This is a genomic window from Blautia sp. Sow4_E7 (genome assembly GCF_052116245.1).
Lineage (GTDB): Bacteria > Bacillota > Clostridia > Lachnospirales > Lachnospiraceae > Blautia_A.
In genome coordinates this window covers 62,732-85,320 of record NZ_JBQKLL010000006.1, presented here as the reverse complement: position 1 = coordinate 85,320, position 22,589 = coordinate 62,732, and the positions used below count along the sequence as shown (strand labels likewise).

Genomic DNA, 22,589 nt, shown 5'->3' with positions numbered 1-22,589 from the left:
TGTGTTTATGAATGACATTACTTTAGAGATTGTTCAGAATGATACCCACACGAAAGTGACAAATCTTTTGAAGAAGGTTACTGTTTCTGGAAGAAGGGGAGACGCACCGAGAACATTGAGCGCAACCATTTCTGACTCAGAGCAGTTTGCAAGAGCTCCTGCGAATTCCGGTGAAGGACAGCAGGTTTTCTTTTATCTTGGGAAAGATGAGATATTCAGAGGGCTTCTTATGACAGACAGCCGAAGCAGCGAGAGGACACTGACGATTAAGGCATACGATAATTGTATTTATCTATGTAACAACAAAGGCAGCTTTTCTTTTAAGAATAAGACAGCCACATATATTTTCAAATACTGCTTGAAAAAGCTCGGGCTACCTCTCGGATCCGCTGTGAACACGGGTCATGTTATCGGAGAGTTGATAAAGAAGGCGACAACATACTGGGATGTAATTGAGGATGCTTTAAGCCAGACATATCGCTCCACCGGAATAAGATATTATGTGTGCTCCGAAAAAGGGAAGATATATCTCCGGAAGAGGGAAGAACAATCGCAGATGCCTGTATTGTCTCTCGATGGGAATGTGATCAGCTACGATATGTCCAGGTCTATTTATAACACAAGGACAAGACTTAAACTTATTACTTCGAAAGGAAAAAGCAAAGGAAGCACTGTGAATTCTTCTCTTGAAAAGAAGATTGGAAAGTTTGCCGATGTGCAGACTGTAGATGAGGATATAACAAAAACAGAGTTAAAGAGGAAACTGCGAGTGTTCGAAAGGGATTCAAGCGTCATATCCAACGAGCTTAAGATAAGTGCATCCGGGGATATGAGGTGCGTATCCGGTAAATGTGCATATGTGCAGATATCTCCGATAAACACGAAGCGTATCATGTTTATCGAGGAGGACACACACACGTTTGAGAATGGTAACCATAAGATGGATTTGAAACTTAGCTATGAGAAAACATCCTGAGTGTAGGGGTATGGAACATGTCAAAGAATATTACTGAAATCATAAGGCAGATATCAGGACAGGATATGCCTCATATCGTTGCAGGATATATAGCAGAAACCAACCCTTTGCAGGTTGTTCTTGTTGATGATATGAACATTACGCTGTCAGACCAATCTGTGATTATTCCGTCTGAGAAGCAGCCTTTGAATAAGGGTGATTATTGGTATCTGTTGTCCGTAAACAAAAACAAAGTATATTATTTCCTCGACAAAGTGTGAAAGGAGGGTGTGAAGATTGGGCGAAGAAGAAAGCGTCAGCATACTGTCTTATGAAGAACAGGATGATGATACAGGAACAATATTCCGAAATTACCGGATGGATTTTGAAAACAAAAGAATAATCGGCATGGTAGACGGACTGGATGCCGCCAAACAGAATATGTTTAAGGCATTACAGACGAGAAGGTATGCTCATGCGATTTACGATGACCAGTACGGATGCGACATTATGAATAAAATAGGCAACCTTGACCTTACACCCGGATATCTCGAATCTGATATCCCAGCAATGATCGAGGAAGCCTTTTTGAATATGGAGGAAATCATTGAGGTTTCCGACATATTGTTTGAAGTGCTGACAGGAGACTCCGTCCATGTCTCGTTTTCAGCAGTAACAATATTTGGCGATACTATGGTAGAGGGGGACATTAACGATGGCTGAAACAATGGAGAAAAATATACAGGAATTTAAAACTGCTATGGCTCTTATGCTTGCAGATGCCCCTCTCGAAGTCGAAACAGAGATCGTTGGCAACCTGAAAAATATTGAGGATTTACCATTGAACGATATCACAGAGGATGTGCTTATTGAACAGTTCTTTGATATGGGGGCATATCTGAATGTTGATACAAGACAGGGCAGCATATACTGGGATGCATGCATGGGCAGCATCATCAGAACGAGTATGTTCCTTGAGCAGTTGAAAATGGTCAAGGATATTATTTCTTTAAAGACCTGCACAGGAGACATCCTTGACGAAAAGATGATGGAGAGAGGGCTGAAAAGAAGTCCTGAAAATCCCACAGCAGCTACATATTATGTTTCGTTTGTAGGGATTGCGCCGGAGCTTGACTCAAAAATGTCGGTGGAAGATTATTTCTTCACTCTGTCAAAAGATTCAGATGGGAGATATATTCTCATATCAGATGATATGGGAACAGACATGAATAATCTCGCATCCGGCTTGAAGGTCATACCAGACCTTGACGTAGATGGGCTTATCAGCGCAACTCTCGGGGATCTTGCAATTCCTGCGACCGATGCAGAGAGTGATGATTCGGCAAGGGAAAGATTGATAAACCGTATTTCTGGTCCCGATGAAAACGGAAATAAATCACAGGTTCGGACATGGTGTGAGTCTGTTGAGGGTGTAGGTTCTGCGAGGATTATCCCTCTTTGGGATGGAGTGAACACCGTAAAGGGTGTCATTGTATCTTCAACAGGTGGTGTGCCTTCGCAGACTATCGTCGGAAATGTCCAGAATTATATCGACCCGGGATGTACCGGAATGGGTGAAGGTGTCGCAAACATCGGACAGTTTTTCACTGCAGTTGCAGTTGAGCCTGTGAAGATCGATATTTCCGTATCTGTGTTAAAGAAAAGTGAGGCAACCTATTCTGGAATACAGGAGGGGTTCAAAGAGCTTTTGCAGAAATACTTCTCAAACATGGCATTGGAGGAATATTCAAGCGGCATGGCGATTCGGTATGTAAGAGTCGGGTCTATTCTTGAAAATATGGACGAGGTGATTGATTACGATAACCTTACTTTGAATGGGAATGAGGCGAATATAACATTTTCTATCCTTCAAATCCCTGTGCTCGGGGAGGTGAGTGTCGATGGAAATATTTTATAATTCGTCAACATCCGGATATGAGGAAATCTCTGGGAGTGGTCCTAAATGGTGGACTGAGTACAGGGAAATGGATGCCGTATACATGTTCGAAGGATGGCTTCTCGATGTTATGGCCAAGAAAATGGAGCAGGAAGTCAAGAACATATTTCCATCACAGGCTGATTACCCGTCCCTTGTCGAGTATGAAAAGATGCTCTGTATTGAGCAGGATGATGGCATCACGATTGATGAACGCAGAAGGGTTGTGCAGGCATATTATTCAGGAACCGGAAAGCTGTCAAAGAGTGTTATCCAATCAATTGTAAGGACGTATGGAGAATGTGACAGCGAATTGTGGTGGAATGACAGAAGCTGTCTGAATATAAGGATTTTCTGTAATGATGGGAAACTGTTTTCTAACAAGAGGATATACCAGATCATTGAAAGAAGGTTTCCGGCACACCTTTTGTTCGTTGTCAGGAATGTGATATGCGGATTTGAGACAAAGGAAAATGCAGATTTCGGAAGAATGAAGTGCAGGACAGGCTTTTCATGGTGGGAAGGATGCCTTGATGGTAGTTATCTGCTTGACGGAGAGAAAATCCTTGATACGGAATTTCCTCCGTTATTCAGGTCATCTCACCGGATCCGTGCCGAAACCGAAAACCAGGTGCTTTTTCAGATGATGCGAGAAAGATTTGAATGTGAAACATCATCCGAGGCTGAAACTGTTGTGAAGCACAGAGTTCTTATGAACTGGTGGGAGGAATTAAAGACTCTCGACGGGAATGAAATGCTGGATGGCTCAAAGATGCTCGATCAGGATGTGCCACCGTATTTCCCAAAAGAAATCCACAGGATGAGCGTTCAGAACGAAGAAGATTTTTCCGTATCAATGTATATTCCTGCAAAGGCGAAATTGCTGGATGGCTCTTTCGTGCTTGATGGAACCATAAATCTTAATTCAGGAAGGGAGGTACTGTAATGGCAGGAACAACCGTTACGACCAAAGCAAAAAAGAAGATGCTCTATGCGAGAGCAGGAATCGCACCGTTACCCAAAATCGTAGGGATGGCATTCGGAACAGGCGGTGTGAATGATGCAGGAACTATCATTCCACACTCGGCAGACCAGAATGCTCTCCACAAAGAAGTGTTGAGGAAACAGGTGGACGGATACGAGGTGGTATCTGACACGAAGGTAAGGTATAGCTGCACACTCACAGCAGATGAGCTTGCCGGAGTGTATATTTCCGAATGTGGTCTGTATGATGCAGATGGGGATATGGTAGCCATGAAGTCGTTCATGAAAAAAGGCAAGGACGGTGACATGGAGGCTGTTTTCGAATGCGAAGATATGTTCTAAGGAGGATGAGAAAAAATGGCATATTTTGACACAGACAATCCCGTTTTCAATGAGAGAATGAGGATGCTCGAAACAACGGATCCTGGACACGCAGATGTGTTCAATGCTTTGTTTAGACAGCTCATTCAGAATGATGTTGCACTGAAAGAAGCTGTAACGAATTTTGCATCCAGTAAGAATGAGCAGGCTTTGTTCCTTCTTAATCTGCATAAAGACGGAAAGAAGTATGGAGTTCATTTTGATGACTTCGACGTTACTCCGGTCAGCACAGGAACCAGATTATACGATGCTGTAGGTATGACCGCAGCACCATCCACAAATACCGTCCGTGCAACAAATGATTTTGACGGAAAAGGTCCGTTTGCCTATATCGAGGTAAATGGCTATGTTGATGAAAACGGAGATTTCCAGGTGCAGTATATCAAGGATATCGACAATGAGTTTTCAAGAACAGACTACGATGCATGGTGCTTGTATCTGACGCATTATGTTTATCGTAAGTTTGATGCAAATGGAGAAACCACAGTGATTTCCGATACCAGACATACGAATGAATGGGTACCGGAAGGAGGAGCTATCCGTCCTGATGGCACAATCAGACCGTTTGTAGCTATTGCGAAGTATATGTCCGGAGACAATGCAGATGGTGTGGCATCGTCCATTTCTGGTGTATCTCCGAAGAATTACAGCTTCCAGAGCTTCCTTACAAAGGCAAAGGCTAAAGGGGCGCAGTATTGTGGAGAAACTTCGCAGGACTCCGAGAGAATGACACGGCTTATGGAAATTGCATTTGCAACACGGCACAGTCAGTCTGTGATGGCTGGGTGCACATCGTACTATTTGCAGTATCCGGCTACTATCACTGAGGATGATGCAGAGAGGATTATCATCTCAAAGAGCAATGCAAGGAACCTTATTGTCGGTTCTACTGTATCTATCGGCAATGCCACATCCCTTAACGGCTCCGGTGATGCAGGAAATATCGACAGAGGACAGGCAGGAATGCACGCAAAAGCAAACAAAGTGAAAATTCTCAAGATTGAGGATTATGACGATGTAAACTCTGCCGTTTATGTAGATAATGGAGGAACGACCTTCGCTACAACTGCAAATGTTGTTTCCGGTATCACATGCCCTACATACCTGTCAACCATGCCGTGGAATACCGGTGCTTGTGATGACGTGCTTGGTTCCTGTGGATCTCCGACAAGCAACACGAACAACAAAGAACCGTACATCCTGTTTGGTGTGGAGATGTCCTCTGGCTTCTGGGAGCCGAAAGGAAACACGGTCATGAAGATTGAGAACCATGTAATGCGTCCGTATATCTGTTATGACTGTACGAAGATGACAACCGCAGGAGCAACGACCGAAGATTGGTTCGCTATGGGATACGAAATTCCTGATTGTGGTGGAGGATGGAAATATACCAGCAGGCTTGGATATGATGCAGAGCATCCGGAAGTCCGTTATCCTTCCGAGGTCAAGGCAACATCATCCACTGGGTATGCCGATGGATGCATTACAGAGAACCTCGCAACCGTCGCAGACGGGCAGCGAGAGGTTCTTGGCTCGGGCGGCCTGCCCGACGGTGCGCTTGATGGTCGTCGGCATGCGGACCTGAACTTCGGTCTTTCGAACTCGATCTGGGGCTACGCCGCTCGTCTTTCTGCCTCTGGGCGTTGCGGACGCAAAGCGGCTGCATAAGCAGGGGGTGAATTGCCGATTGAGGCAAGAGGGGATCTCCCCTTTTGAGGCAGAAAGATATCCGCAAATAATGTAACTCGTAAATAATGTTTCAACAGGACTTACAGCACAGTGGCTTCCGTTCTTGGCTCGGGCAACCTGAACAACGGTGCGCTTGATGGTCGTCGGCATGCGGACCTGAACTTCGGTCTTTCGAACTCGATCTGGGGCTACGCCGCTCGTCTTTCTGCATAATTTGTTGTGCTGTATTTCGTTCCCCCAGAGGGGACCCGGTAACGGCTGGGGCGGAATGCCCGAAATTGACGAACCAGCATGTTCCCGACAGAAATGTCGGTAACACCCTGTGACGGAAGTGGGCACAGGTGGGGACTAGTAATAACACTGAACGTCCTTGAGGCAGAAAGAAAGAGGAATAATGAAAACGTATTGCAAACATCTTGTGGTGTCTGATGAGAAAAAGATCTTTGATGGCATCACTGAATATATGCACGATAAATACCGGAAAAATAGCTCTGTAAGGTTTTTCTCAAATTATATGGGAGTATCCAGGGAATATGTCAGGGAGAATTTCAAGCCTGGGAGCGATTTTTGGAATGAGTCTCACAAAATGCTATCAGAGGATATGGCATTTCATATCCGGACACGAACAGTAAAAGAGCATATTGATTCATGCAGCTATGGATTACCTCTTATACGGTACACAAAAATCAAGGACAGGGGAAGCGGAAAAGAACGTGAACTTGGTCTTGAAACAGTTTTGTTCAGACTGTATGAGGTCATCACTGGAAAAGCCACAGAGCCTATGTTTCGTGCGAAGATTGGAATATATCAATGTTCGTCCATAAAGAACAGAGGACAGAACTACGGAAAGAAAGCCGTAAGGAAGTGGATTTCCGGAGATGTGGAGGGGACGAAATACTTTGCGAAAGCAGATGTTCAGAAATGCTATCCGTCCATGCCTCATGACAAGATACTTGGATTGCTCCACCGTGATTTGAGAAAGTCAGAAGAGCTGCTTTATTTGTATGAGACATTCTTTGAGATTTATGAGGAATGGCCATCACCAGAAGCTGTATCAAATGATGTCGGCATACTTATAGGTTCTCCGGTATCAAAAGACCTTTGCAATTATTTCCTCTCATATGCGTACCATTACGCTTCTGAAAATCTGGTAAAGACAGTTTGCCGAAGAGGGCAGACGAAAATGAAACGACTGGTAAAGCACGTTATATTTTATGCAGATGATATAGTCATGTACGGTTCGAATAAAAAAGATATGAGAACGGCGGTTGAGAAGATGATCGAATACATGTCAGAGTTCCTTGGTATGAGGATAAAACCGGACTGGATCATATCAAAGACAATGCATCAGGCGATTGATGGGAAACCAAAAGGAGGATTGCTTGACTACATGGGTTTTAGGTTTCACGGTGGTTCCGTGAGCACGAAACAGTATTTTGGAAATTCAAAGAGGCACAGGGAAACATGGGTGACTATCCGAAGAAATATTTTTCTTATCGGCAGGAGAAAGATGGCTATGTTTTCCAAGCATATAAAGAAGCATATCCAGGTCAGCAAAAAGTTCGCAATGAGCGTGATTTCATCCTATGGATGGTTCAAAAATACTGATATGTTCAAATACAGAAGGAAACACCGTGTAGATAAGCTCATGAAGGTTGCAAGGAAGATCGTCAGTGATTATGCAAAAGGCAAGGAATATGACGAGAAGAAATATTACAAAATGTGGAGGCGATACTATGTATGTGGTAAATAGTCCTGAAACTATGGAGAAGGTGCTGTATAAAGTAAAACCGAACGGAATTGCTGATGTATGGCTCCGCAATAACGAAAGAGTGGTTCCTGCCACCGAAGAAAATCAGGAAAGTTATGAGGCAGATGAGATATTCTGCCAGGTAAATTCGGCTGTGATTTCAAAAGATGAGATTGCAGCCGATTTTGATTTCTGGTTTTCCGTGCTGTCTCAAATCCCTGATTTTGATGCAAACGAATTGGGGATTGAGGCTAGAAGAGCAGCAAAGATGTCAGAGGTTTCGGCAGAATGTGAGAGCACGATCATTTCCGGCATTGACGTAACTCTCGGAGATGAGGTCCAGCATTTCAGCCTTACTGTGCATGACCAGATCAACCTGTTTGGAAAACAGGCACAGATTTCCGCAGGTGCCGAGAAGTGTGAGTATCACAATGACGGAAACCCGTGTAAATTCTATACAGCTGATGAGATGAAAACCATCATCGAGGCGGCAATGTCCCATGTATCCATGCAGCAGACCTATTGCAACAGTATGTACGACTGGATCAAGTCGTGCAGATATGCGTCAGAGATCGAAGCAATCCATTACGGAGATGATATCCCAGAGGAATATCAGTCCGTTGTGCTGAAAGAGTATCTGAAAGAGAAGGAATGATCTTATGAGAATGCTGTTGAATATATTTAAAAGCATATTCCTGTTTGTGTTTGGTGGATGTATTTATTGCCTTATCGAGATGCTGTTCCGGGGGCACACACATTTCACGATGATATTTGTGGGAGGTGTGTGCTTTTTGATGTGCGGAATGCTGAATGAGGTCATTCCGTGGGAGATGCCACTTCCTGAACAGATGATTATATGTGCTGTAAATATTACTGCTGTTGAGTTCGTTGCCGGAATGATACTGAATGTATGGCTGAACCTTAATGTGTGGGATTACAGCAATATGCCATTAAACATAATGGGGCAGATATGCCTTCCGTTCTCCGTTGCATGGTTTTTCCTATCGGCTGTTGGCATCATTATGGATGATTATCTTCGGCACTGGATTTTTGGTGAGGAGAAGCCGCGCTATACTTTCCGGAGGAGAATATGCTGAAAATTATTTCCATGCTTTGGTCGAGTGTTTACGACCTGCTCTTCCTCGTGAAGGGGCAGGGAACAAAGACGCTTGAGCAGATAGAAAAAGACCTTGACATCATAGAGATGCGCTGCCGCCCTTATGCTGACATTGACGATGTGGAGGAAACACAGGGCAGGGAGGAGGTAACGTGCTATGGATATTGCAGAAATCCTGAAAACCGGAGGCGGTGTGTTAGTTGTAATTCTCACACTGATAGAAATTACTCCTCTGGAAATCAACCCATGGAGGATGATCGCACGGTGGATAGGGAAAGCGCTCAATGCTGATATGATGGATGCTATCAGCGAGAACAATGCAGAGATTGCAAGATACCGTATTATCCGTTTCTATGATGAGACAAGGCATGATGTGAAGCATACTGAAGAGCATTTCAACCAGATCATGGATGACATCAGAACATATGAACAGTATTGTGATGACCACCCTAAATTTAAGAATAACAAGGCTGTGACTTCCATCGAAGGGGTAAGAGAGATTTACAGGAAGTGCCTGAAAGAAAACTCATTTTTATGATGTACATAATAATGGTTTTCCACAAAATTATCCACATTACTCACATTTGTGAGTTAAGGCGGCTATTTGCCGTTTGTTTCGCCTATTTATATCTCGATGATAATTTATAGGCATAACACGATAAAAACGTAGCACGAGGCTGTAATGGCTTCAAAAACACATTCTAATTTAACAGGAGGTTTGAAGAATGGAATTATTAAACGTTTTGAGAGGAATTCCGATTCCGGTGTTGTTGCTGTTGGTTTTATTGCTGATTGTGGTTACTGCCGTAATCGTATTCCAGTACATGAAGATGAAGGGTCTTGAAGGTATCCGGGAGGATGTGTACAAGCTCATTCTTAAGGCAGAACATATGTATAGCCAGAGCGGATCCGGAAAGCAGAAAATGAAATGGGTTATCAGCCAGGCAAGAGGTCTTATTCCGAATTGGCTCCAGCCGTTCATCACAGAAGATATGCTGACAGTATTGATTGAAAAATGGTTCTGTGGTGTGAAAGACCTTCTCGATGATGGAAAGATTAACAATTCGTCTGGGCGGTAAATAAAGCCGCCCTCCAAAAACCGGAGGTGCGCAGGATGAGTTACAGAGCAGTAGCGATTGCTATATTTGCCGCTCTTGGGATTGCCGCAGGAGCAATAGGTCTTGTGTCATGGGAGATTGGCAGATACATAGAAGATGTTTGTCATCCTTACGATGATGATGACGATGAATAATGAACGACAGGAGGTGCAGATGATATGGCTTTGAGTGAAGCGAGAAAGAAATTTATTTCTGATATTGCGGAAGCTGTTCTGAAATATGCTCCGCAGTATGGGATTTGTGTTGCGAGCCCTGCTATTACGCAGGCAATTCTCGAAAGCGGATGGGGAGAAAGTAAACTTGCTGCTGTTTATCACAATTATTTTGGGATGAAGTGCGGCACAAAGTGGAACGGCAAAAGTGTAAACATGACAACGCAGGAGGAATATACTGTCGGAAATCTCACAACCATCAAGGACAATTTCCGTGTGTATGACAGCCTTGACGAAGGTGTGAAGGGATACTTTGAATTTATCCAGCTTGAGAGGTATCGGAATTTGAGGGGGATTACAGACCCCAGAAAATACCTTGAGACAATCAAGAATGATGGATATGCAACATCCAGTACATATGTTGAGAACTGCATGGCTGTGTTGAAGCAGTACGAACTCACGAAGTATGATGCTCTTTTGGGTGGAACTACCGCACCTGCTGTCACCGTACAGGATATCATCGATGCAATGGTGGAATATGCAGTGAAGATTGCAAATGATAATTCTCACGGATACAGCCAGGCTGTGCGAAGTTTATATAACACCAAAAATCCAACTTCATTTGACTGTTCCAGCCTTACCCTTACAGCCATCCAGTATGCGTTTGAAAAGTACGGTATTACACCTACTCCGAAGGATATCAATGCAAAGGCTTCGAAGCTGGATGATGGATTGAGCTACACAGGGAATATGCTGAACCTGCAGAAACTTGGTTTTGAGGTTGTGGCAAAAAACCAGACAGCTCATGGAAAGATGCAGAAAGGGGATCTTGAGCTTTCCCTTTGGCATCATGTAGCCATGGCCATTGATGGAGACAACATCGTTCATGCCAGATCTTCCGAAGGAACGTCAGACACGAAAGATGGTTCCGGAAATGAAATCCGGACACAGCCGTGGTACCAGTACAGTAAAGGATGGACGCACAGACTCCGCTTTACCGGAAAAGGAATTGATTTCTCAAAGCTATCCGGATCAGGAGCTGACGCAGGAGGAACAGCCGCAGGAAGCTCTGATTCTGGAAAAACATCTACAGGAGGTGGAACGTATATGTTCAGTGTTGGAAACGTGCAGAAGGGAAGCAAGGGGAATGATGTCAAACTTCTCCAGAGGCTCCTGAAATCCAATGGGATGAAGGGAAAAGACAGAAAGGCATTGACGATTGATGGAGATGCCGGAACCAATACGGATTATGCAATCCGGCAGTACCAGAAGAAAAATGGACTGACCGTAGACGGATGCGCAGGTCCGAAGACGTGGAAGAGCATTCTTCTCAGATAATTGAACAGGAACATAGAAAACACCAGGTTGTCCATTGCGGATGCCTGGTGTTTTTTGCGTTTTATTCCAACTTATTTGAATGAAAAAGCAGAATGAAGCTGACTCATTTGACCATATATGTTTATCTATATCTTAATACTATATCTAAACCTAAGTCTGGTAAAGCCGCTTGCGAGCCAAATTAAAGCCGGATGTACGTCAACGGCTGAAAAGCGGCTGACAAAATTAAAGCTTACTAAAATGAGTTATTGCCTGCTTGTGTACGAGTATGTTTCATTTTCAAAATCCCAGATAATGTCTCCATATCCTTCTAAGATGGAACCGTCCGTATCCAATTTTCCGTATGTAGGATAATATATATCACATCCAGAAAATGTTATTCCAGTACCATCCTCACAAATTATAGAAATCCAGTTATACCATGGATTATCCTTCACTTTTTCTTGAGCAAATTCTTTAAATTCTTCCTCTGTGACAGATTTTAAAATCTCTTTGGTTATTGATATATAGCCGTATGACCCAAGAGTTTGAGATTTATCTCCGCTGTAAACTGTTCCTGTTTTGAGATCTTCTTTCATAAGTGGGTTTGTAATTGCATCCTTAGCTGCTTGAGCAAGAGCTTCTTGCTCTTTCTTTTTTTGCTCATTTTGTTCATTTTCTTCTTTCAAAAATGCATCAACATCAAACGATGTATCTCGTCCTAGATTTTTTACAGCGATAGCATGATCTAAAGTATAGCTTCCGTTTTCAACAAAAATACAGAACTTTATTTTTTCATTTCTTTCAAAATCTTTTAATATTTTTTCCCCATATTTTGGAATAGATAGATTATCTATGCCTGGAGTATAAATCATTCTTGAATATTCTTCTGGTGATATTTCTGCAACAATTGGAATTTCATACCATCCGTTATTTTCCACAACTCCTATTATCCATGCGTCAATGCATACATAGGAGTTGTCATATTTACCAGAAGATATTTCAGAGAAGGAAACTGTTGGAATATTATCATAAGCCCATGACCAAAATTTCGAATCACTCGAAAAATCATTAATTGATTCGCATTTTAATTCTGGGTTATCAGAGGAAGATATGGGTTCTTTATTACCAGATGAGCAACCTACTGTGAACAATGAAATGATAAAAATGATGAGTACGCACTTGGCGATTTTTTTATGGTGGGGGGTAAACGTGTGTTCTTTTTTCATGGCTTTTGCCTCCTTTTTTCTTGAATTATACCATGTAACAAAGATGAGTAGAATCGCAAAATAATGAGTTGTGAGGTGCTGCGAAAAAATCTCAGAAAATGTAAAAAAGGGTATTGACACCTAACCTACACGTGTTATATTAAGCTCAACAAAACGAGTTACAGAGCTTGAAACTCAATAATACGAGATGGAATGGAGGAAAGAAAATGACAAGAGAAATGAAATATTATTATATTGGATATAGCAACGGAGATTGCGATTTTATACATGCAAAAGCAGACCATACGGCATACAATAAGGCTTGTAAAATGGCAAAAGAATTATACACATTTGTAAAAGAACTTCATGAGATTTCAGAGGATGAAGAAGTTGAGGAAGCGTTAAGAATAATAATTCATGATGGTAAAGAGGTGTAGAACAAGATAAAAGCCGAAACCGGAGAAATCCTGTCAGCCGGAAATGACCTACCGGCTCTGATGATGGCAGGTCAAGCGATTGGTGATGGACAACAGGTTTTGCCAGTTTTTAATGTGAAAGCTGGATGCGGTGTGCAGCACATGAGCAGAGAACGCATGAAAATGCTCGATGATGGACAACAGGTTTTCTGGTTTTAATGCGAAATCAGATAAGGTCAGGAAGGACCCGACAGAAATCCTCCGGCGGATCGTGTGAAACCGCTTGAATAGTACACACCCAATCGCATATTTATCATGGCAGGAAGATAGTTCTTCACATTTGTGACCGTGGGCGGTACACGGAAATGCCGGAAGATGGGAGGATGCAGAAAATGTATAAAGTGCAGTTTAACAAGATTGGATGCAGTTACACACGGAGCTTCAATACCAGGGAAGAAAGAGACCGTTTCGCAGATGAAATGCGGAAGGCAGGATACAGTGTAACTGTATGGGAAGCGTAAAAAGGGATTATGAGAAGAGGAGGCACACGATAAATGAAAAAAGAATACAGGGAAAAGCTGTTCGAGATACTTGATAAGATGGACGAGCTTACCGAAATGCAGGGGATTGTTCAGGAAGAAAAAGAGCAGCCGGCAGTTGCGAGTATAGAGAAGGTAGAGGAAGAGAAAATTTCTCCGGAAATGCAGGAGGTTGATAAGTTTTCTGGTCCGAACCGTGACACAACAAAGAGATACAGCAAAGAGTTCAAGAAAATGATTGTCCGGTTGCACAGGAATGAAGGCAGAACGTGTGAGAGCATCACGAATGAATATGGGGTGTCGAAAGCCACAATCACAAAATGGTGCAGTGATGCCAGGTACATGGATATGGAAAAAATGACAACCGCAGAAAATGAGCTCCAGAAAGCCATTGAAGAAAACCGGAAGATCAGAGAAGAAAACGCTTTCCCGAAAAAGGTTGTGATACTGATGTGCGGAAGCGGCATGGAGGTTCAGCCATGAAACCCTATCACGAAACAGCGGAGGAGTATATGAGAAACTCGGAACATAATTTTAATTTTTAGGTGGAGGAACAAAAGAAAATGACAACTTTAGAAAAAATATTCCAGGGATATTACAACGAGAGGATTGAAGGAGATAAACCGGATCCAGTGGAGATGCAAGTTCTTAACATGAAAATAATGGAGTCTCTTGGATGCCTTGGAGTGAAGGGGATGGAACAGGGAAATATAATGGAGGCTGTGAGCGAATACGGGATGAAGGCTGAAAAAAATGGATTTATGGCAGGGTTCAGAATGGCATGGGAGTTGCTAAAAAATATGCAGGAAATTGAAAACAATTAGCCGGAAAGAAGGATACTCAATAAAATGAGTGTCCTTTATTTTTTACTCATATTTTGTAAAAAAGGGTATTGACACTACCTACCTACGTGTTATATTAAACTCATAAGAACGAGTTGAAAATAATTAGACTCATATAAATGAGATGCAAAAGGGGGAAAAGAAATGGGAACAGCATATAAGGGATACACAATTATCAAGACATACAAGCATGGATATAGCTACTACAAAATCAGCGGAGAAAAAACACTTTTTTCCAGATTGAAAGATGCCAAAGCTAATATCGATAACAGAGAGAAGGGGGATTAAAAGTGGAGCGATACGAATTGGCAAACGGAAAAGTGTACGACATCATTAGATGGAGTGATGAACATGCAGTAGTAAGCAACAACAAAATTGTTTATTCAGGGGCTTATGCAGATTGCCGGAGATATATAGAAAGGCAGAAATAAATTCGAGGAGGGCAAAGAGAATGGGAAAGATAATTCAGTTTCAGCAGAGGAAAGAACAGAAGGCAGTAAGCAATGGTTATGATAATTTGTCTAGATTGATTGCCATTGCTGCCACAAAAGAAGTTCTCAATTTTTACATTGAGAGCATAGGGCAGTTGGAAAAGAGAGGAAGCCTGCTGGATGGCGAAGCAGAGAAGCTGGAAGAGCAGGGAAGGGCGAAGCGGTTGGAAATTGCATTGCCTGAGAAAAAGGAACCGGAGAAAGTAACCGGATCCGGAACATATTCTTATTATCCTGAAATGGGAGAACAGAAACCTGATTGCCAGATGGAAGCCATCCTTTCCTACTATGGGAAGCACTACTTTGTTGATACTCCAATTCAGTTAAAGGGAAGGGGAATCACACTGGTAAAACAATACACTGAAAAAGACTTCTGTAACGCAGGAGATCACCGTGTGGGATGGTTCGAATATCAGGTGACAACTAGGGCATTTGAAAAATTGAAAGAGCAGTACAGCATTTCAATGGAGAGATGCCTTGATTGAATAAAACAGCCGCCTTTGCATTTTGCAGGGGCGGAGAAATCTAAACGAAAGGTGCGTGGATGATGGACAAGAAGAACGAAGGAAGGTTTTACAGGAACAAGGAAACCGGAGAGCTTTTAACATATCATGAAATGCTTGAAGAGTGGAGAAGCAGATACGAAGGTATAAATCAAGATACCGGATTATACCAGTACCACTGGCATACCAGATATGAGTATGAAGGCGATAAGCACGGAAGGGGTGAATATAATGTGCGGAATACCAGGAGAAGATGAATACTGGGAGCGCAGGAGAGAAGAGCTTGAAAATCCAAGATCATTCCTAAGGGGCTTAGGATGGGATGACGAACCGGTATACCAGAGCGGACACCTTTATCTTGATGGTGAGATAGATGATATCGAAGCAGAAAGAGGTTATCCGATGGAGGAGCTTTACGAGGGGGATCTCCTTGAGATACTAGAAGAGAAAAAAGGTATAGTAGCAGACTCTGCTGTTTGGGATGGGGATTTCTGTTCTATTGACTACAGGGTAAAAATTGCATAGGAGGAATTTGGAAAGATGAGAACAAAATACGAGGATGCATATGGCGAGATCGTGAGCGTGAAAGGGATTGAATGCGAATTCTTTGACATCAGAATAGACAGGAGTAGCATTCCTGAAGGAAAGTTTTTTTATGAGGTCCGTCATGCTGACGAGGACTGGGGGTTTCCGTGTCAGGTGAAAGAAGGAATTCTTGTGAATTTTTACGGAACGCTGGTTTCTGATGTGGAACTTCCACTCGATGAAAGAGGAAGCCTTGAGCTTGAAGAAGATGATTTCGAATATTTATATGTTTAGGTGGTGAGCGATTATTTATGGCAGGCAGAACAAAAAAAGAGGCAGGCGGTTCGCATATGTGCGAGATTTTCTTTTGCGATAAAAGAAGAGAACGACATTGCTGCTTTTATTGTGAGAGAAAAGATATCTGTAAAAATCCGTGTTTGAATAATCCGGAAGTTTGTAAAAAGCATTTTATCCAGGGAGGAGAAGAAAAGAGATGAAGAATATTATTGATTTTATCAAAAGCGAGATGTCAGCAAGAGGAATGTCTTACGAGCAGTTGGCCGTATACGCTGGAATGAGCAGGCAGAACTTATGGGACAAGATGAATAAGAGGGTCCAGCCTAATTTCGGGAATGTGAGGAAAATTCTTTCCGGGTTGGATTATGAAATCAGCATCGAGAAGAGCTGTTCAGAGCCGGATGCGGCTGCGTGGGATGAGTTTATTGATATCGCAGAGCAGGAGCAGGTAAGCTATGCATGCATCGAGAAACTTGTTTCAGCAATAGGGTATGGTCTTAAAATTGAAACTCATAAAAATGAGGAAAATGTTAAAAAGGGTATTGACAACTAACCTATGCGTGTTAAAGTATAATTACAAACTCAATAAAATGAGTTTGAAGAAAGGCAGGTGAGAAAATGGAGGAACATGGAATGACAGCAAAAGAAGTATGCAGGCTTATTGATTGGATGATCGAACATGGACACACTGAAAAGGAAGCAATCGAACTGGTGAATTTCATTTCTGAATACAAACCGGTGAATGATGGGAAACAGAAAGGAACAAAAGAATAAGGCTCCGGAGCCTACCTGAGAAATAGAACCGGAACCTTAGCACAAAGACCGGGGCGGGATACACCTGCCACCGCCTCGGTTTTTATGTTACCACAGGGGCAGGGAAAAGACAAGCAGTATATGAAACTGGAGGGAAAAGAAAATGCGTAAATATGAATTGAGCATCAGCGCAGATTATGTTCCATCATGGGGGATTGTGGAAGCTGTCAGAGAGTTTTTCCAGAATGCGATTGATGAGGAAACAAGAGACAGCAGCAATAAGATGATGCTTTCCTATGATGAGGAAAAGGAAGTGCTGACAATAGGGAATAAGAATAGCGAGCTTGACATCAAATCCCTGTTGTTTGGGAATACAACAAAGAACGATGATTCCGAAATGATCGGAAATCACGGAGAAGGTTATAAAATTGCTACTGTGGTGCTTCTCAGAAATGAAAAGACAGTTACGTTTTATAATTATTGCCGCCGTGAGGTGTGGAGACCAAGACTTGTGAAGTCAAGGAAGTACGAAGGAATGCTTGTTCCTACATTCTTTGTTGAAACATCTGCCATATGGGAAAAAGTACCTGAGCACAGCCTCATGATTGAGATCGGAGGTATTACGGCAGAAGAATATGAAAAGATAAAGGAAGCAAATCTCCATATGCAGGTGTACCGGAAAATTGAAACTATATACGGAGATATCCTTGAAGATGAGAAATACAAAGGGAAGGTTTTTGTCGGAGGATTATTCATTTGCGAAGAACCCGGACTGGATATCGGAGTTGATTTCAAGCCATTGTATGTAAGGCTTGAGCGTGACAGAAGCATGGTGAATTCATTCGACATCAAGTGGTATTCTTCCAGAATGGTGGAGGATGCCAGGGATGCTGAATTGATGAAGAAATCTCTCAATTCATACAGCGGAACGTATATCATGCAGGAGCGTGTTCCGATGGATTTGAGGAATGAAATTGCGGAAGATTTCATCAATGAATTTGGTGCGAAGGCTGTTCCTGTATCAAGTCAGGAAGATATGGAGGGGATGAAAAAAAGAGGTTACAAACCTGTGATTGTTTCAGAGTCGAAGAAAAAGGTGATTTTATCATCTGAATATTTCGCAGATGTGGAAGAGGAGAACAAGCGAATAAGGGAAATGCAAAAGCCTTTATACGAAAGATTATGCAATTTTATTGAGAGGATTGAGGAAAAACTTACATCTGATGAGGTTGCAGAATTATATGGTTTTCTTGATGAGATCGAAGAAAAGGAGGAATAAAAGTGGAAAGAGTTTACTATCAGATCAATGAAGAAAGTGCAGAACAGGCGCACAAAATGATGTCGTTCCGGGAATACGTTCCCGGATCACTGACATCAGAGTACAAGGGATATGTTGACAGAGCATACGACATTGCAGATGAGGTTGCGGAAAAAAGACCGGAATATGCAGAAAAAGCATATGGGATAGCAGGGAGATATTCAAAAAGGATGGCTGAAAATCTTAATGCCAAAAGCCGTATAGGTTGTATGTGCCCTTCCGTAATGATAAGCGGTGCAGGAAATTTCCCTGTGAGAAAAAAAGAAAAGCAGAATGCTGCCAGTGATAAGAATTTCAAAGAATTTCAGGAAATCCAGAAGATGCTTGAAAAGATAAAAGGAATCATCAATGGGAAGGACATCATTTTGTGTGGTGATGCAGATGCTGTTGAGAAGCTGGAGAAAAAGCTGGAAAATCTGAAAAAGAACCAGGAGAGCATGAAAGCAGCCAATAAAGCAATTCGCATGAAGGATGAGGAGAAAGGAAACCAGAAGCTCAAGGAATTAGGATATACAGAAGAGCAGATTATTGAGCTTAGGAAACCTGATTTCTGCGGACGAATCGGATTTCCTGATTATGCTTTGAGAAACAATAATGAGAATATCCACCGCACGGAAAAACGATTACAGACGCTGAAAGCGGCTAAGGCGCAGGAAAATACAGAGTGTGATAATAAGTTTTGCAAAGTAGTTGAGAACACAGAAATCATGCGTCTACAGCTTTTGTTTAATGAAAAGCCTGATGCAGATACCAGAGAAATTCTTAAAAAGAATGGGTTCAGATGGTCTCCGAAAAATGGATGCTGGCAGAGACAACTTACAAATAACGCAAAGTATTCTTTACGCAGGGTAATTGAAGAATTGGAGAATAAAAATGGGAAATGTATTTGATATATGCAAAGAATTACCAAGTCAAGCTGGAACAATTGTGGATAATATGATCATTGCAAATGGGAAAATTAATTCTCCTATTTACAAAAATATTGTATGTTCAATTTCCGGAGGAGCCGATAGTGACATTGTGTTGGATATATGCACTAAGCTTGATAAAGAAATGAAAATAACATATGTATGGTTTGATACTGGCTTAGAATATGATGCAACTAAGGAACACTTAAAATATCTTGAAGAAAAATACAGAATAAAAATCTTAAAATTAAAAGCGATTAGACCTATTCCATGGACATGCAAGAATATAGGACAACCATTCATATCTAAACAGGTAAGTTTATTTGCTGGAAGGCTTCAAAAATATGGATTTCAGTGGGAGGATAAGCCGTTCCATATTCTTTATAAGGAATACCCAAAATGCAAAGCGGCACTAAGATGGTGGTGTAATGAATGGGGAGAGGGAAGTCATTTTAATATAAGCAGAAATAAATTTCTGAAAGAATTTATGATACAGCATCATCCAGAAGAAATAGGGTTGGAGATATCTGAAAGATGTTGTCATTATGCAAAGAAAGATGTTGCAAAAAGGATGATTAAAGAAATTGGATGCGACCTTAACATTACTGGAGTAAGAAAATACGAAGGTGGAGCAAGAGCAACGGCTTACAAATCATGCTTTAGTGAAAATAGTATTTGCGATGAGTATAGGCCAATTTTTTTTTACAAGGAAAATGACAAGATAATATACAACAAAGCATTTAATATTGAAAATAGCGATTGCTATAGTGTTTACGGACTTAAAAGAACAGGGTGTGCAGGGTGCCCGTTTGGAAGAGACTTTGAAATGGAATTGAAAATAATGGAGATGTATGAACCTAAACTTTTTAGAGCTGTGAACATTATATTCGAGAAAAGTTATCAATACACAAGAATGTATAAAAAATTTAGGAATGAAATGGAGGAAAGCTGATGGCAGGGAATGTTTCGAAAGGATATAAATCTACAAGAGCTGTATATAAAGCGGTGAAGAAATACGACCATGCTGAATTTGATCGGTTCTGTACAGATTTATATATGAATGGATATCAGGACGGAAAAAATTCAGTAAAGGGAATGGATATTTCTGTTGTGATGGATATTATTTCTGGTGTCGAAGGAGTAGGACCTGCACTGTTCGGAAGGATAAAAATTGCAGTAGATGAAAAAATCGAAAAGAGAGGAGAAAAAGAATGATACAGGAAATTGATATTTCAAAACTGAAAGTACACCCGAAAAATGTACGAAAAACCTACAACAATATTGATGAGCTTGCAGACAGTATTAAGGCACAGGGAATTTTGCAGAACCTTACTGTTGTTCCGGATCCCGATGAGGATGGATGCTATCTTGTGGTTATTGGAAACCGCAGGCTTACTGCGGCGAAGAAAGCCGGATTAAAAACAGCTCCGTGCTATGTGGCTGATATGGATGAAAAAGATCAGGCATCAACTATGCTTCTGGAAAATATGCAGAGAGATGACCTGACAATCTATGAGCAGGCACAGGGGTTCCAGATGGTCCTTGAGCTTGGGGAGACCGTAGAAGGGCTTTGCGAAAAAACCGGATTGAGTAAGACAACCATAAACCGCAGATTGAACATTGCGAAGCTCGACCAGAACCTGTTGTCTGAAAAGGAAAATGATGGAGAATTCCAGTTGCAGCTCAAAGATCTATATGAGTTGGAAAAAGTAAAAGACATAGAAAAGAGAAACGAAATTCTGTCAAAAGCCACAGATTCAAACGATTTGGCATGGAGAGCCAGAAATGCTGTTCTTGAAGCCAAAAGAGAGGACGCAAAAAAGAAGATCATCAAAATGGCTGAAAAAGCAGGGATTGAAAAAGCTCCAGACCAGGCATCCAGTGAGATTTATACAGGAAAGTGGGAGACAGTAAAAACATACAGTTTGGACGAAGATATACCTGAGAAAATCGAAGTCGAATGTGGGGAAAAAGACAAGATATATTATCTCGCATATTACAGAGAGGTAAAAATCATCAGAAAAACAAAGAAGGTAAAGAAAGAGAAAACTCCGGAAGAGTTAAAAAGGGATGAGAAGGACAGCAGAAAGAAAAAAATCAAGGCTATTGCAAAAAACATGGCTGCATCCAGAAGAGATTTTATCCTGAATATGATATCCGGTAAGATCGATACTCCGAAAGATACTGATGATCTGCAGTTGAGATTATGGGATATCATGAGAAAAAGTTCCAGTTTTATTTCGAATAGTGGTTTTACCGGATTTATCGCAGGGAAAGATTCTTATAACTGCACACCAGAGGAAAAGGCGAGCGCTGAAGAAACGATAGGAAAATTATCTGTTGTTGAGCAGGAATTGATCGCATCTTGCAATGCTTTGAAAGATTCCGAATTTACTGACTGGAAGGGAAACTATAAGAAGGAAACCGGAGAAACATTCAAAGAATTGTATGAGGTATTGAAGAAATTTGGATATTCATACAATTCTGATGAAGAACAGAAGATCGTAGAAGGAACACACGAATTATATTTTTATGATGAGGAGGAGAATAATAAATGAACGTAAAAATTGTCAGTGATTTTGGGGAAAACAGCTTTTCAATGTCAAGTGAAAATGCAATGGAAATTATCAGACATGCCATGGATTTCCATACAAGATATTCAAGACTGAACGAAAAAAGCAATGAGCTTTTTGGTACAGAAGATAATGAAGGAAATAGCTGCTATGACAGCATGCCTGAAGCTGTTGTGGACGCAGGGGGACGATCTGAAAATAAAGACGAGGAAAGCATTAATAAAACAATAAATGCCTTAAAAACAGAATGTGCGGCTCATGGAAATAAGGAGAAGAAAAGCAGGAATGATGCCTTGTTTGGTCCGGATTGGAGAAAAGAGGTTCGAGGAAAAACAATAGATGAGGAACAGAGGGATTACGGAAAGTATATGGAAGGATATAAAGGCTTCTTGTACATAAAGTGTCCTCATTGTGGAAAAGTAAAAGGGTTCTGTTCAAAAGAAGAGCTCAAAGAATATCAGTGCAAAGAGTGCGGAGAAACACTGCGTCTTGAAGGTTTAAAACCAATGTTTGTTCATTGTGAATGTGGAAAAGGTTTCAAATACTATACAAATATGGATGAGGAACAATTCAAATACACCTGCATAAACTGTGGTGCCCCTGTTGATATGAAAATAAATGGAAGAAAGAATGCGTTTGTTACTTTTGGACATACCTCTGTTGCGGGGGGGGGTATTGCTAATCGTGGAATTGCAAGAGGAATAAAGACTTATGCAAGAAGGTTTTAAAAACGGCAGAACGAATTGCCGTAATTGTGGACAGCTTCTTGGGTTTGAAATAAAGGAACAGTGGAGGAAAACGAAAAAAATCATATGCC

The 22,589-nt window shown here is 41.6% G+C and carries 32 protein-coding genes; 31 read left to right on the top strand and 1 reads right to left on the bottom strand.

All coding sequences use genetic code 11. The features are described from left to right. The first annotated feature begins 7 nt into the window (after window positions 1-7). The 14 genes from ACTQ50_RS05655 to ACTQ50_RS05590 all read left to right on the top strand — a co-directional run bounded on the left by ACTQ50_RS05655 (window position 8) and on the right by ACTQ50_RS05590 (window position 11,420). Window positions 8-976, top strand: coding sequence for an XkdQ/YqbQ family protein (locus ACTQ50_RS05655; RefSeq protein ID WP_441483347.1), 969 nt, complete (start codon window positions 8-10; stop codon window positions 974-976). A gap of 17 nt (window positions 977-993) precedes the next feature. Then, entirely contained in the window at window positions 994-1,236 is a 243-nt protein-coding gene (locus tag ACTQ50_RS05650; RefSeq protein WP_441483346.1) for a hypothetical protein, read from the top strand. Window positions 1,237-1,252: 16 nt separating this feature from the next. Further along, on the top strand, window positions 1,253-1,678 hold the full coding sequence (locus ACTQ50_RS05645; protein WP_441483345.1) for a DUF2634 domain-containing protein: 426 nt from the start codon (window positions 1,253-1,255) through the stop codon (window positions 1,676-1,678). Beyond that, window positions 1,671-2,873 carry a baseplate J/gp47 family protein gene (locus ACTQ50_RS05640; RefSeq protein ID WP_441483344.1) on the top strand — a complete coding sequence of 401 codons (1,203 nt, stop codon included), beginning with the start codon at window positions 1,671-1,673 and terminating at the stop codon, window positions 2,871-2,873. The genes ACTQ50_RS05645 and ACTQ50_RS05640 overlap by 8 nt, the downstream gene beginning before the upstream one ends. Then, window positions 2,857-3,837 (top strand): putative phage tail protein, encoded by a 981-nt coding sequence (locus ACTQ50_RS05635; RefSeq protein WP_441483343.1) that lies wholly within the window; start codon window positions 2,857-2,859, stop codon window positions 3,835-3,837. The genes ACTQ50_RS05640 and ACTQ50_RS05635 overlap by 17 nt, the downstream gene beginning before the upstream one ends. Further along, the gene (locus tag ACTQ50_RS05630; protein WP_441483342.1) at window positions 3,837-4,217 is read left to right on the top strand and encodes a phage tail-collar fiber domain-containing protein; all 381 of its coding nucleotides are present in this window, start codon (window positions 3,837-3,839) and stop codon (window positions 4,215-4,217) included. Before ACTQ50_RS05635 ends, ACTQ50_RS05630 begins: the two co-directional genes overlap by 1 nt. 15 nt (window positions 4,218-4,232) lie before the next feature. Beyond that, the gene (locus ACTQ50_RS05625) at window positions 4,233-5,924 is read left to right on the top strand and encodes a hypothetical protein (RefSeq protein ID WP_441483341.1); all 1,692 of its coding nucleotides are present in this window, start codon (window positions 4,233-4,235) and stop codon (window positions 5,922-5,924) included. Window positions 5,925-6,339: 415 nt separating this feature from the next. Further along, complete coding sequence (locus tag ACTQ50_RS05620; RefSeq protein WP_441483340.1) at window positions 6,340-7,698, top strand: reverse transcriptase domain-containing protein; 1,359 nt, start codon at window positions 6,340-6,342, stop codon at window positions 7,696-7,698. Continuing rightward, window positions 7,682-8,350 carry a DUF4376 domain-containing protein gene (locus ACTQ50_RS05615; RefSeq protein WP_441483339.1) on the top strand — a complete coding sequence of 223 codons (669 nt, stop codon included), beginning with the start codon at window positions 7,682-7,684 and terminating at the stop codon, window positions 8,348-8,350. The genes ACTQ50_RS05620 and ACTQ50_RS05615 overlap by 17 nt, the downstream gene beginning before the upstream one ends. 4 nt (window positions 8,351-8,354) lie before the next feature. Beyond that, the gene (locus tag ACTQ50_RS05610) at window positions 8,355-8,792 is read left to right on the top strand and encodes a putative ABC transporter permease (RefSeq protein WP_441483338.1); all 438 of its coding nucleotides are present in this window, start codon (window positions 8,355-8,357) and stop codon (window positions 8,790-8,792) included. 177 nt (window positions 8,793-8,969) lie between these two features. Then, a complete protein-coding gene (locus ACTQ50_RS05605; RefSeq protein WP_441483337.1) occupies window positions 8,970-9,350 on the top strand; it encodes a hypothetical protein in 381 nt (126 codons plus the stop codon). A gap of 187 nt (window positions 9,351-9,537) precedes the next feature. Continuing rightward, entirely contained in the window at window positions 9,538-9,891 is a 354-nt protein-coding gene (locus ACTQ50_RS05600) for a hypothetical protein (RefSeq protein WP_441483336.1), read from the top strand. A 35-nt stretch (window positions 9,892-9,926) separates the two neighbouring features. Next, a complete protein-coding gene (locus ACTQ50_RS05595; protein WP_441483335.1) occupies window positions 9,927-10,064 on the top strand; it encodes a hypothetical protein in 138 nt (45 codons plus the stop codon). A gap of 24 nt (window positions 10,065-10,088) precedes the next feature. Beyond that, window positions 10,089-11,420: a glucosaminidase domain-containing protein gene (locus tag ACTQ50_RS05590; protein ID WP_441483334.1), complete on the top strand. Its 1,332-nt coding sequence runs from the start codon at window positions 10,089-10,091 to the stop codon at window positions 11,418-11,420. Window positions 11,421-11,665: 245 nt separating this feature from the next. Here the strand turns inward: ACTQ50_RS05590 and ACTQ50_RS05585 are convergent, their stop codons facing one another. Further along, on the bottom strand, window positions 11,666-12,628 hold the full coding sequence (locus ACTQ50_RS05585; RefSeq protein WP_441483333.1) for a hypothetical protein: 963 nt from the start codon (window positions 12,626-12,628) through the stop codon (window positions 11,666-11,668). Between the two features lie 206 nt (window positions 12,629-12,834). On the opposite strand from ACTQ50_RS05585, the gene ACTQ50_RS05580 reads away from it, so the two are divergent. The 17 genes from ACTQ50_RS05580 (at window position 12,835) to ACTQ50_RS05500 (ending at window position 22,500) form a co-directional block, all read left to right on the top strand. After that, window positions 12,835-13,044, top strand: coding sequence for a hypothetical protein (locus ACTQ50_RS05580; protein WP_441483332.1), 210 nt, complete (start codon window positions 12,835-12,837; stop codon window positions 13,042-13,044). 371 nt (window positions 13,045-13,415) lie between these two features. Further along, entirely contained in the window at window positions 13,416-13,544 is a 129-nt protein-coding gene (locus tag ACTQ50_RS05575) for a hypothetical protein (RefSeq protein WP_441483331.1), read from the top strand. Window positions 13,545-13,577: 33 nt separating this feature from the next. Next, on the top strand, window positions 13,578-14,045 hold the full coding sequence (locus ACTQ50_RS05570; protein WP_441483330.1) for a transposase: 468 nt from the start codon (window positions 13,578-13,580) through the stop codon (window positions 14,043-14,045). A gap of 80 nt (window positions 14,046-14,125) precedes the next feature. Continuing rightward, window positions 14,126-14,386, top strand: a complete 261-nt coding sequence (locus ACTQ50_RS05565; RefSeq protein ID WP_441483329.1) for a hypothetical protein — start codon at window positions 14,126-14,128, stop codon at window positions 14,384-14,386. A gap of 162 nt (window positions 14,387-14,548) precedes the next feature. Next, a complete protein-coding gene (locus tag ACTQ50_RS05560; protein ID WP_441483328.1) occupies window positions 14,549-14,692 on the top strand; it encodes a hypothetical protein in 144 nt (47 codons plus the stop codon). 163 nt (window positions 14,693-14,855) lie between these two features. Beyond that, a complete protein-coding gene (locus ACTQ50_RS05555; protein ID WP_441483327.1) occupies window positions 14,856-15,380 on the top strand; it encodes a hypothetical protein in 525 nt (174 codons plus the stop codon). 59 nt (window positions 15,381-15,439) lie between these two features. Further along, the gene (locus tag ACTQ50_RS05550; protein WP_441483326.1) at window positions 15,440-15,655 is read left to right on the top strand and encodes a hypothetical protein; all 216 of its coding nucleotides are present in this window, start codon (window positions 15,440-15,442) and stop codon (window positions 15,653-15,655) included. After that, window positions 15,630-15,923: a hypothetical protein gene (locus tag ACTQ50_RS05545; RefSeq protein ID WP_441483325.1), complete on the top strand. Its 294-nt coding sequence runs from the start codon at window positions 15,630-15,632 to the stop codon at window positions 15,921-15,923. Before ACTQ50_RS05550 ends, ACTQ50_RS05545 begins: the two co-directional genes overlap by 26 nt. A gap of 15 nt (window positions 15,924-15,938) precedes the next feature. Beyond that, the gene (locus ACTQ50_RS05540; RefSeq protein WP_441483324.1) at window positions 15,939-16,217 is read left to right on the top strand and encodes an LPD28 domain-containing protein; all 279 of its coding nucleotides are present in this window, start codon (window positions 15,939-15,941) and stop codon (window positions 16,215-16,217) included. A 199-nt stretch (window positions 16,218-16,416) separates the two neighbouring features. Beyond that, window positions 16,417-16,773: a hypothetical protein gene (locus ACTQ50_RS05535; protein ID WP_441483323.1), complete on the top strand. Its 357-nt coding sequence runs from the start codon at window positions 16,417-16,419 to the stop codon at window positions 16,771-16,773. A gap of 80 nt (window positions 16,774-16,853) precedes the next feature. Next, a complete protein-coding gene (locus ACTQ50_RS05530; RefSeq protein WP_441483322.1) occupies window positions 16,854-16,994 on the top strand; it encodes a hypothetical protein in 141 nt (46 codons plus the stop codon). A gap of 265 nt (window positions 16,995-17,259) precedes the next feature. Continuing rightward, the gene (locus tag ACTQ50_RS05525) at window positions 17,260-18,252 is read left to right on the top strand and encodes a hypothetical protein (RefSeq protein ID WP_441483321.1); all 993 of its coding nucleotides are present in this window, start codon (window positions 17,260-17,262) and stop codon (window positions 18,250-18,252) included. A 2-nt stretch (window positions 18,253-18,254) separates the two neighbouring features. Beyond that, a complete protein-coding gene (locus tag ACTQ50_RS05520; protein ID WP_441483320.1) occupies window positions 18,255-19,181 on the top strand; it encodes a hypothetical protein in 927 nt (308 codons plus the stop codon). After that, window positions 19,165-20,151 carry a phosphoadenosine phosphosulfate reductase domain-containing protein gene (locus ACTQ50_RS05515; protein ID WP_441483319.1) on the top strand — a complete coding sequence of 329 codons (987 nt, stop codon included), beginning with the start codon at window positions 19,165-19,167 and terminating at the stop codon, window positions 20,149-20,151. The genes ACTQ50_RS05520 and ACTQ50_RS05515 overlap by 17 nt, the downstream gene beginning before the upstream one ends. After that, window positions 20,151-20,414, top strand: a complete 264-nt coding sequence (locus ACTQ50_RS05510) for a glutathione peroxidase (protein WP_441483318.1) — start codon at window positions 20,151-20,153, stop codon at window positions 20,412-20,414. Before ACTQ50_RS05515 ends, ACTQ50_RS05510 begins: the two co-directional genes overlap by 1 nt. Then, a complete protein-coding gene (locus ACTQ50_RS05505; RefSeq protein ID WP_441483317.1) occupies window positions 20,411-21,757 on the top strand; it encodes a ParB/RepB/Spo0J family partition protein in 1,347 nt (448 codons plus the stop codon). Before ACTQ50_RS05510 ends, ACTQ50_RS05505 begins: the two co-directional genes overlap by 4 nt. Next, the gene (locus ACTQ50_RS05500) at window positions 21,754-22,500 is read left to right on the top strand and encodes a hypothetical protein (protein WP_441483316.1); all 747 of its coding nucleotides are present in this window, start codon (window positions 21,754-21,756) and stop codon (window positions 22,498-22,500) included. The genes ACTQ50_RS05505 and ACTQ50_RS05500 overlap by 4 nt, the downstream gene beginning before the upstream one ends. Window positions 22,501-22,589 lie beyond the last annotated feature (89 nt).

What these genes read in the sequence shown, in the direction of transcription:
- ACTQ50_RS05625 (WP_441483341.1), top strand. Translation starts at nt 4,233, where the DNA reads ATGGCATATTTTGACACAGACAATCCCGTTTTCAATGAGAGAATGAGG.
- ACTQ50_RS05535 (WP_441483323.1), top strand. Translation starts at nt 16,417, where the DNA reads ATGAAGAATATTATTGATTTTATCAAAAGCGAGATGTCAGCAAGAGGA.
- ACTQ50_RS05595 (WP_441483335.1), top strand. Translation starts at nt 9,927, where the DNA reads ATGAGTTACAGAGCAGTAGCGATTGCTATATTTGCCGCTCTTGGGATT.
- ACTQ50_RS05610 (WP_441483338.1), top strand. Translation starts at nt 8,355, where the DNA reads ATGAGAATGCTGTTGAATATATTTAAAAGCATATTCCTGTTTGTGTTT.
- ACTQ50_RS05615 (WP_441483339.1), top strand. Translation starts at nt 7,682, where the DNA reads ATGTATGTGGTAAATAGTCCTGAAACTATGGAGAAGGTGCTGTATAAA.
- ACTQ50_RS05550 (WP_441483326.1), top strand. Translation starts at nt 15,440, where the DNA reads ATGATGGACAAGAAGAACGAAGGAAGGTTTTACAGGAACAAGGAAACC.
- ACTQ50_RS05600 (WP_441483336.1), top strand. Translation starts at nt 9,538, where the DNA reads ATGGAATTATTAAACGTTTTGAGAGGAATTCCGATTCCGGTGTTGTTG.
- ACTQ50_RS05545 (WP_441483325.1), top strand. Translation starts at nt 15,630, where the DNA reads ATGTGCGGAATACCAGGAGAAGATGAATACTGGGAGCGCAGGAGAGAA.
- ACTQ50_RS05590 (WP_441483334.1), top strand. Translation starts at nt 10,089, where the DNA reads ATGGCTTTGAGTGAAGCGAGAAAGAAATTTATTTCTGATATTGCGGAA.
- ACTQ50_RS05560 (WP_441483328.1), top strand. Translation starts at nt 14,549, where the DNA reads ATGGGAACAGCATATAAGGGATACACAATTATCAAGACATACAAGCAT.
- ACTQ50_RS05635 (WP_441483343.1), top strand. Translation starts at nt 2,857, where the DNA reads ATGGAAATATTTTATAATTCGTCAACATCCGGATATGAGGAAATCTCT.
- ACTQ50_RS05640 (WP_441483344.1), top strand. Translation starts at nt 1,671, where the DNA reads ATGGCTGAAACAATGGAGAAAAATATACAGGAATTTAAAACTGCTATG.
- ACTQ50_RS05585 (WP_441483333.1), bottom strand. Translation starts at nt 12,628, where the DNA reads ATGAAAAAAGAACACACGTTTACCCCCCACCATAAAAAAATCGCCAAG.
- ACTQ50_RS05605 (WP_441483337.1), top strand. Translation starts at nt 8,970, where the DNA reads ATGGATATTGCAGAAATCCTGAAAACCGGAGGCGGTGTGTTAGTTGTA.
- ACTQ50_RS05580 (WP_441483332.1), top strand. Translation starts at nt 12,835, where the DNA reads ATGACAAGAGAAATGAAATATTATTATATTGGATATAGCAACGGAGAT.
- ACTQ50_RS05515 (WP_441483319.1), top strand. Translation starts at nt 19,165, where the DNA reads ATGGGAAATGTATTTGATATATGCAAAGAATTACCAAGTCAAGCTGGA.
- ACTQ50_RS05555 (WP_441483327.1), top strand. Translation starts at nt 14,856, where the DNA reads ATGGGAAAGATAATTCAGTTTCAGCAGAGGAAAGAACAGAAGGCAGTA.
- ACTQ50_RS05505 (WP_441483317.1), top strand. Translation starts at nt 20,411, where the DNA reads ATGATACAGGAAATTGATATTTCAAAACTGAAAGTACACCCGAAAAAT.
- ACTQ50_RS05530 (WP_441483322.1), top strand. Translation starts at nt 16,854, where the DNA reads ATGACAGCAAAAGAAGTATGCAGGCTTATTGATTGGATGATCGAACAT.
- ACTQ50_RS05655 (WP_441483347.1), top strand. Translation starts at nt 8, where the DNA reads ATGAATGACATTACTTTAGAGATTGTTCAGAATGATACCCACACGAAA.
- ACTQ50_RS05650 (WP_441483346.1), top strand. Translation starts at nt 994, where the DNA reads ATGTCAAAGAATATTACTGAAATCATAAGGCAGATATCAGGACAGGAT.
- ACTQ50_RS05565 (WP_441483329.1), top strand. Translation starts at nt 14,126, where the DNA reads ATGACAACTTTAGAAAAAATATTCCAGGGATATTACAACGAGAGGATT.
- ACTQ50_RS05575 (WP_441483331.1), top strand. Translation starts at nt 13,416, where the DNA reads ATGTATAAAGTGCAGTTTAACAAGATTGGATGCAGTTACACACGGAGC.
- ACTQ50_RS05525 (WP_441483321.1), top strand. Translation starts at nt 17,260, where the DNA reads ATGCTTTCCTATGATGAGGAAAAGGAAGTGCTGACAATAGGGAATAAG.
- ACTQ50_RS05510 (WP_441483318.1), top strand. Translation starts at nt 20,151, where the DNA reads ATGGCAGGGAATGTTTCGAAAGGATATAAATCTACAAGAGCTGTATAT.
- ACTQ50_RS05540 (WP_441483324.1), top strand. Translation starts at nt 15,939, where the DNA reads ATGAGAACAAAATACGAGGATGCATATGGCGAGATCGTGAGCGTGAAA.
- ACTQ50_RS05500 (WP_441483316.1), top strand. Translation starts at nt 21,754, where the DNA reads ATGAACGTAAAAATTGTCAGTGATTTTGGGGAAAACAGCTTTTCAATG.
- ACTQ50_RS05630 (WP_441483342.1), top strand. Translation starts at nt 3,837, where the DNA reads ATGGCAGGAACAACCGTTACGACCAAAGCAAAAAAGAAGATGCTCTAT.
- ACTQ50_RS05620 (WP_441483340.1), top strand. Translation starts at nt 6,340, where the DNA reads ATGAAAACGTATTGCAAACATCTTGTGGTGTCTGATGAGAAAAAGATC.
- ACTQ50_RS05570 (WP_441483330.1), top strand. Translation starts at nt 13,578, where the DNA reads ATGAAAAAAGAATACAGGGAAAAGCTGTTCGAGATACTTGATAAGATG.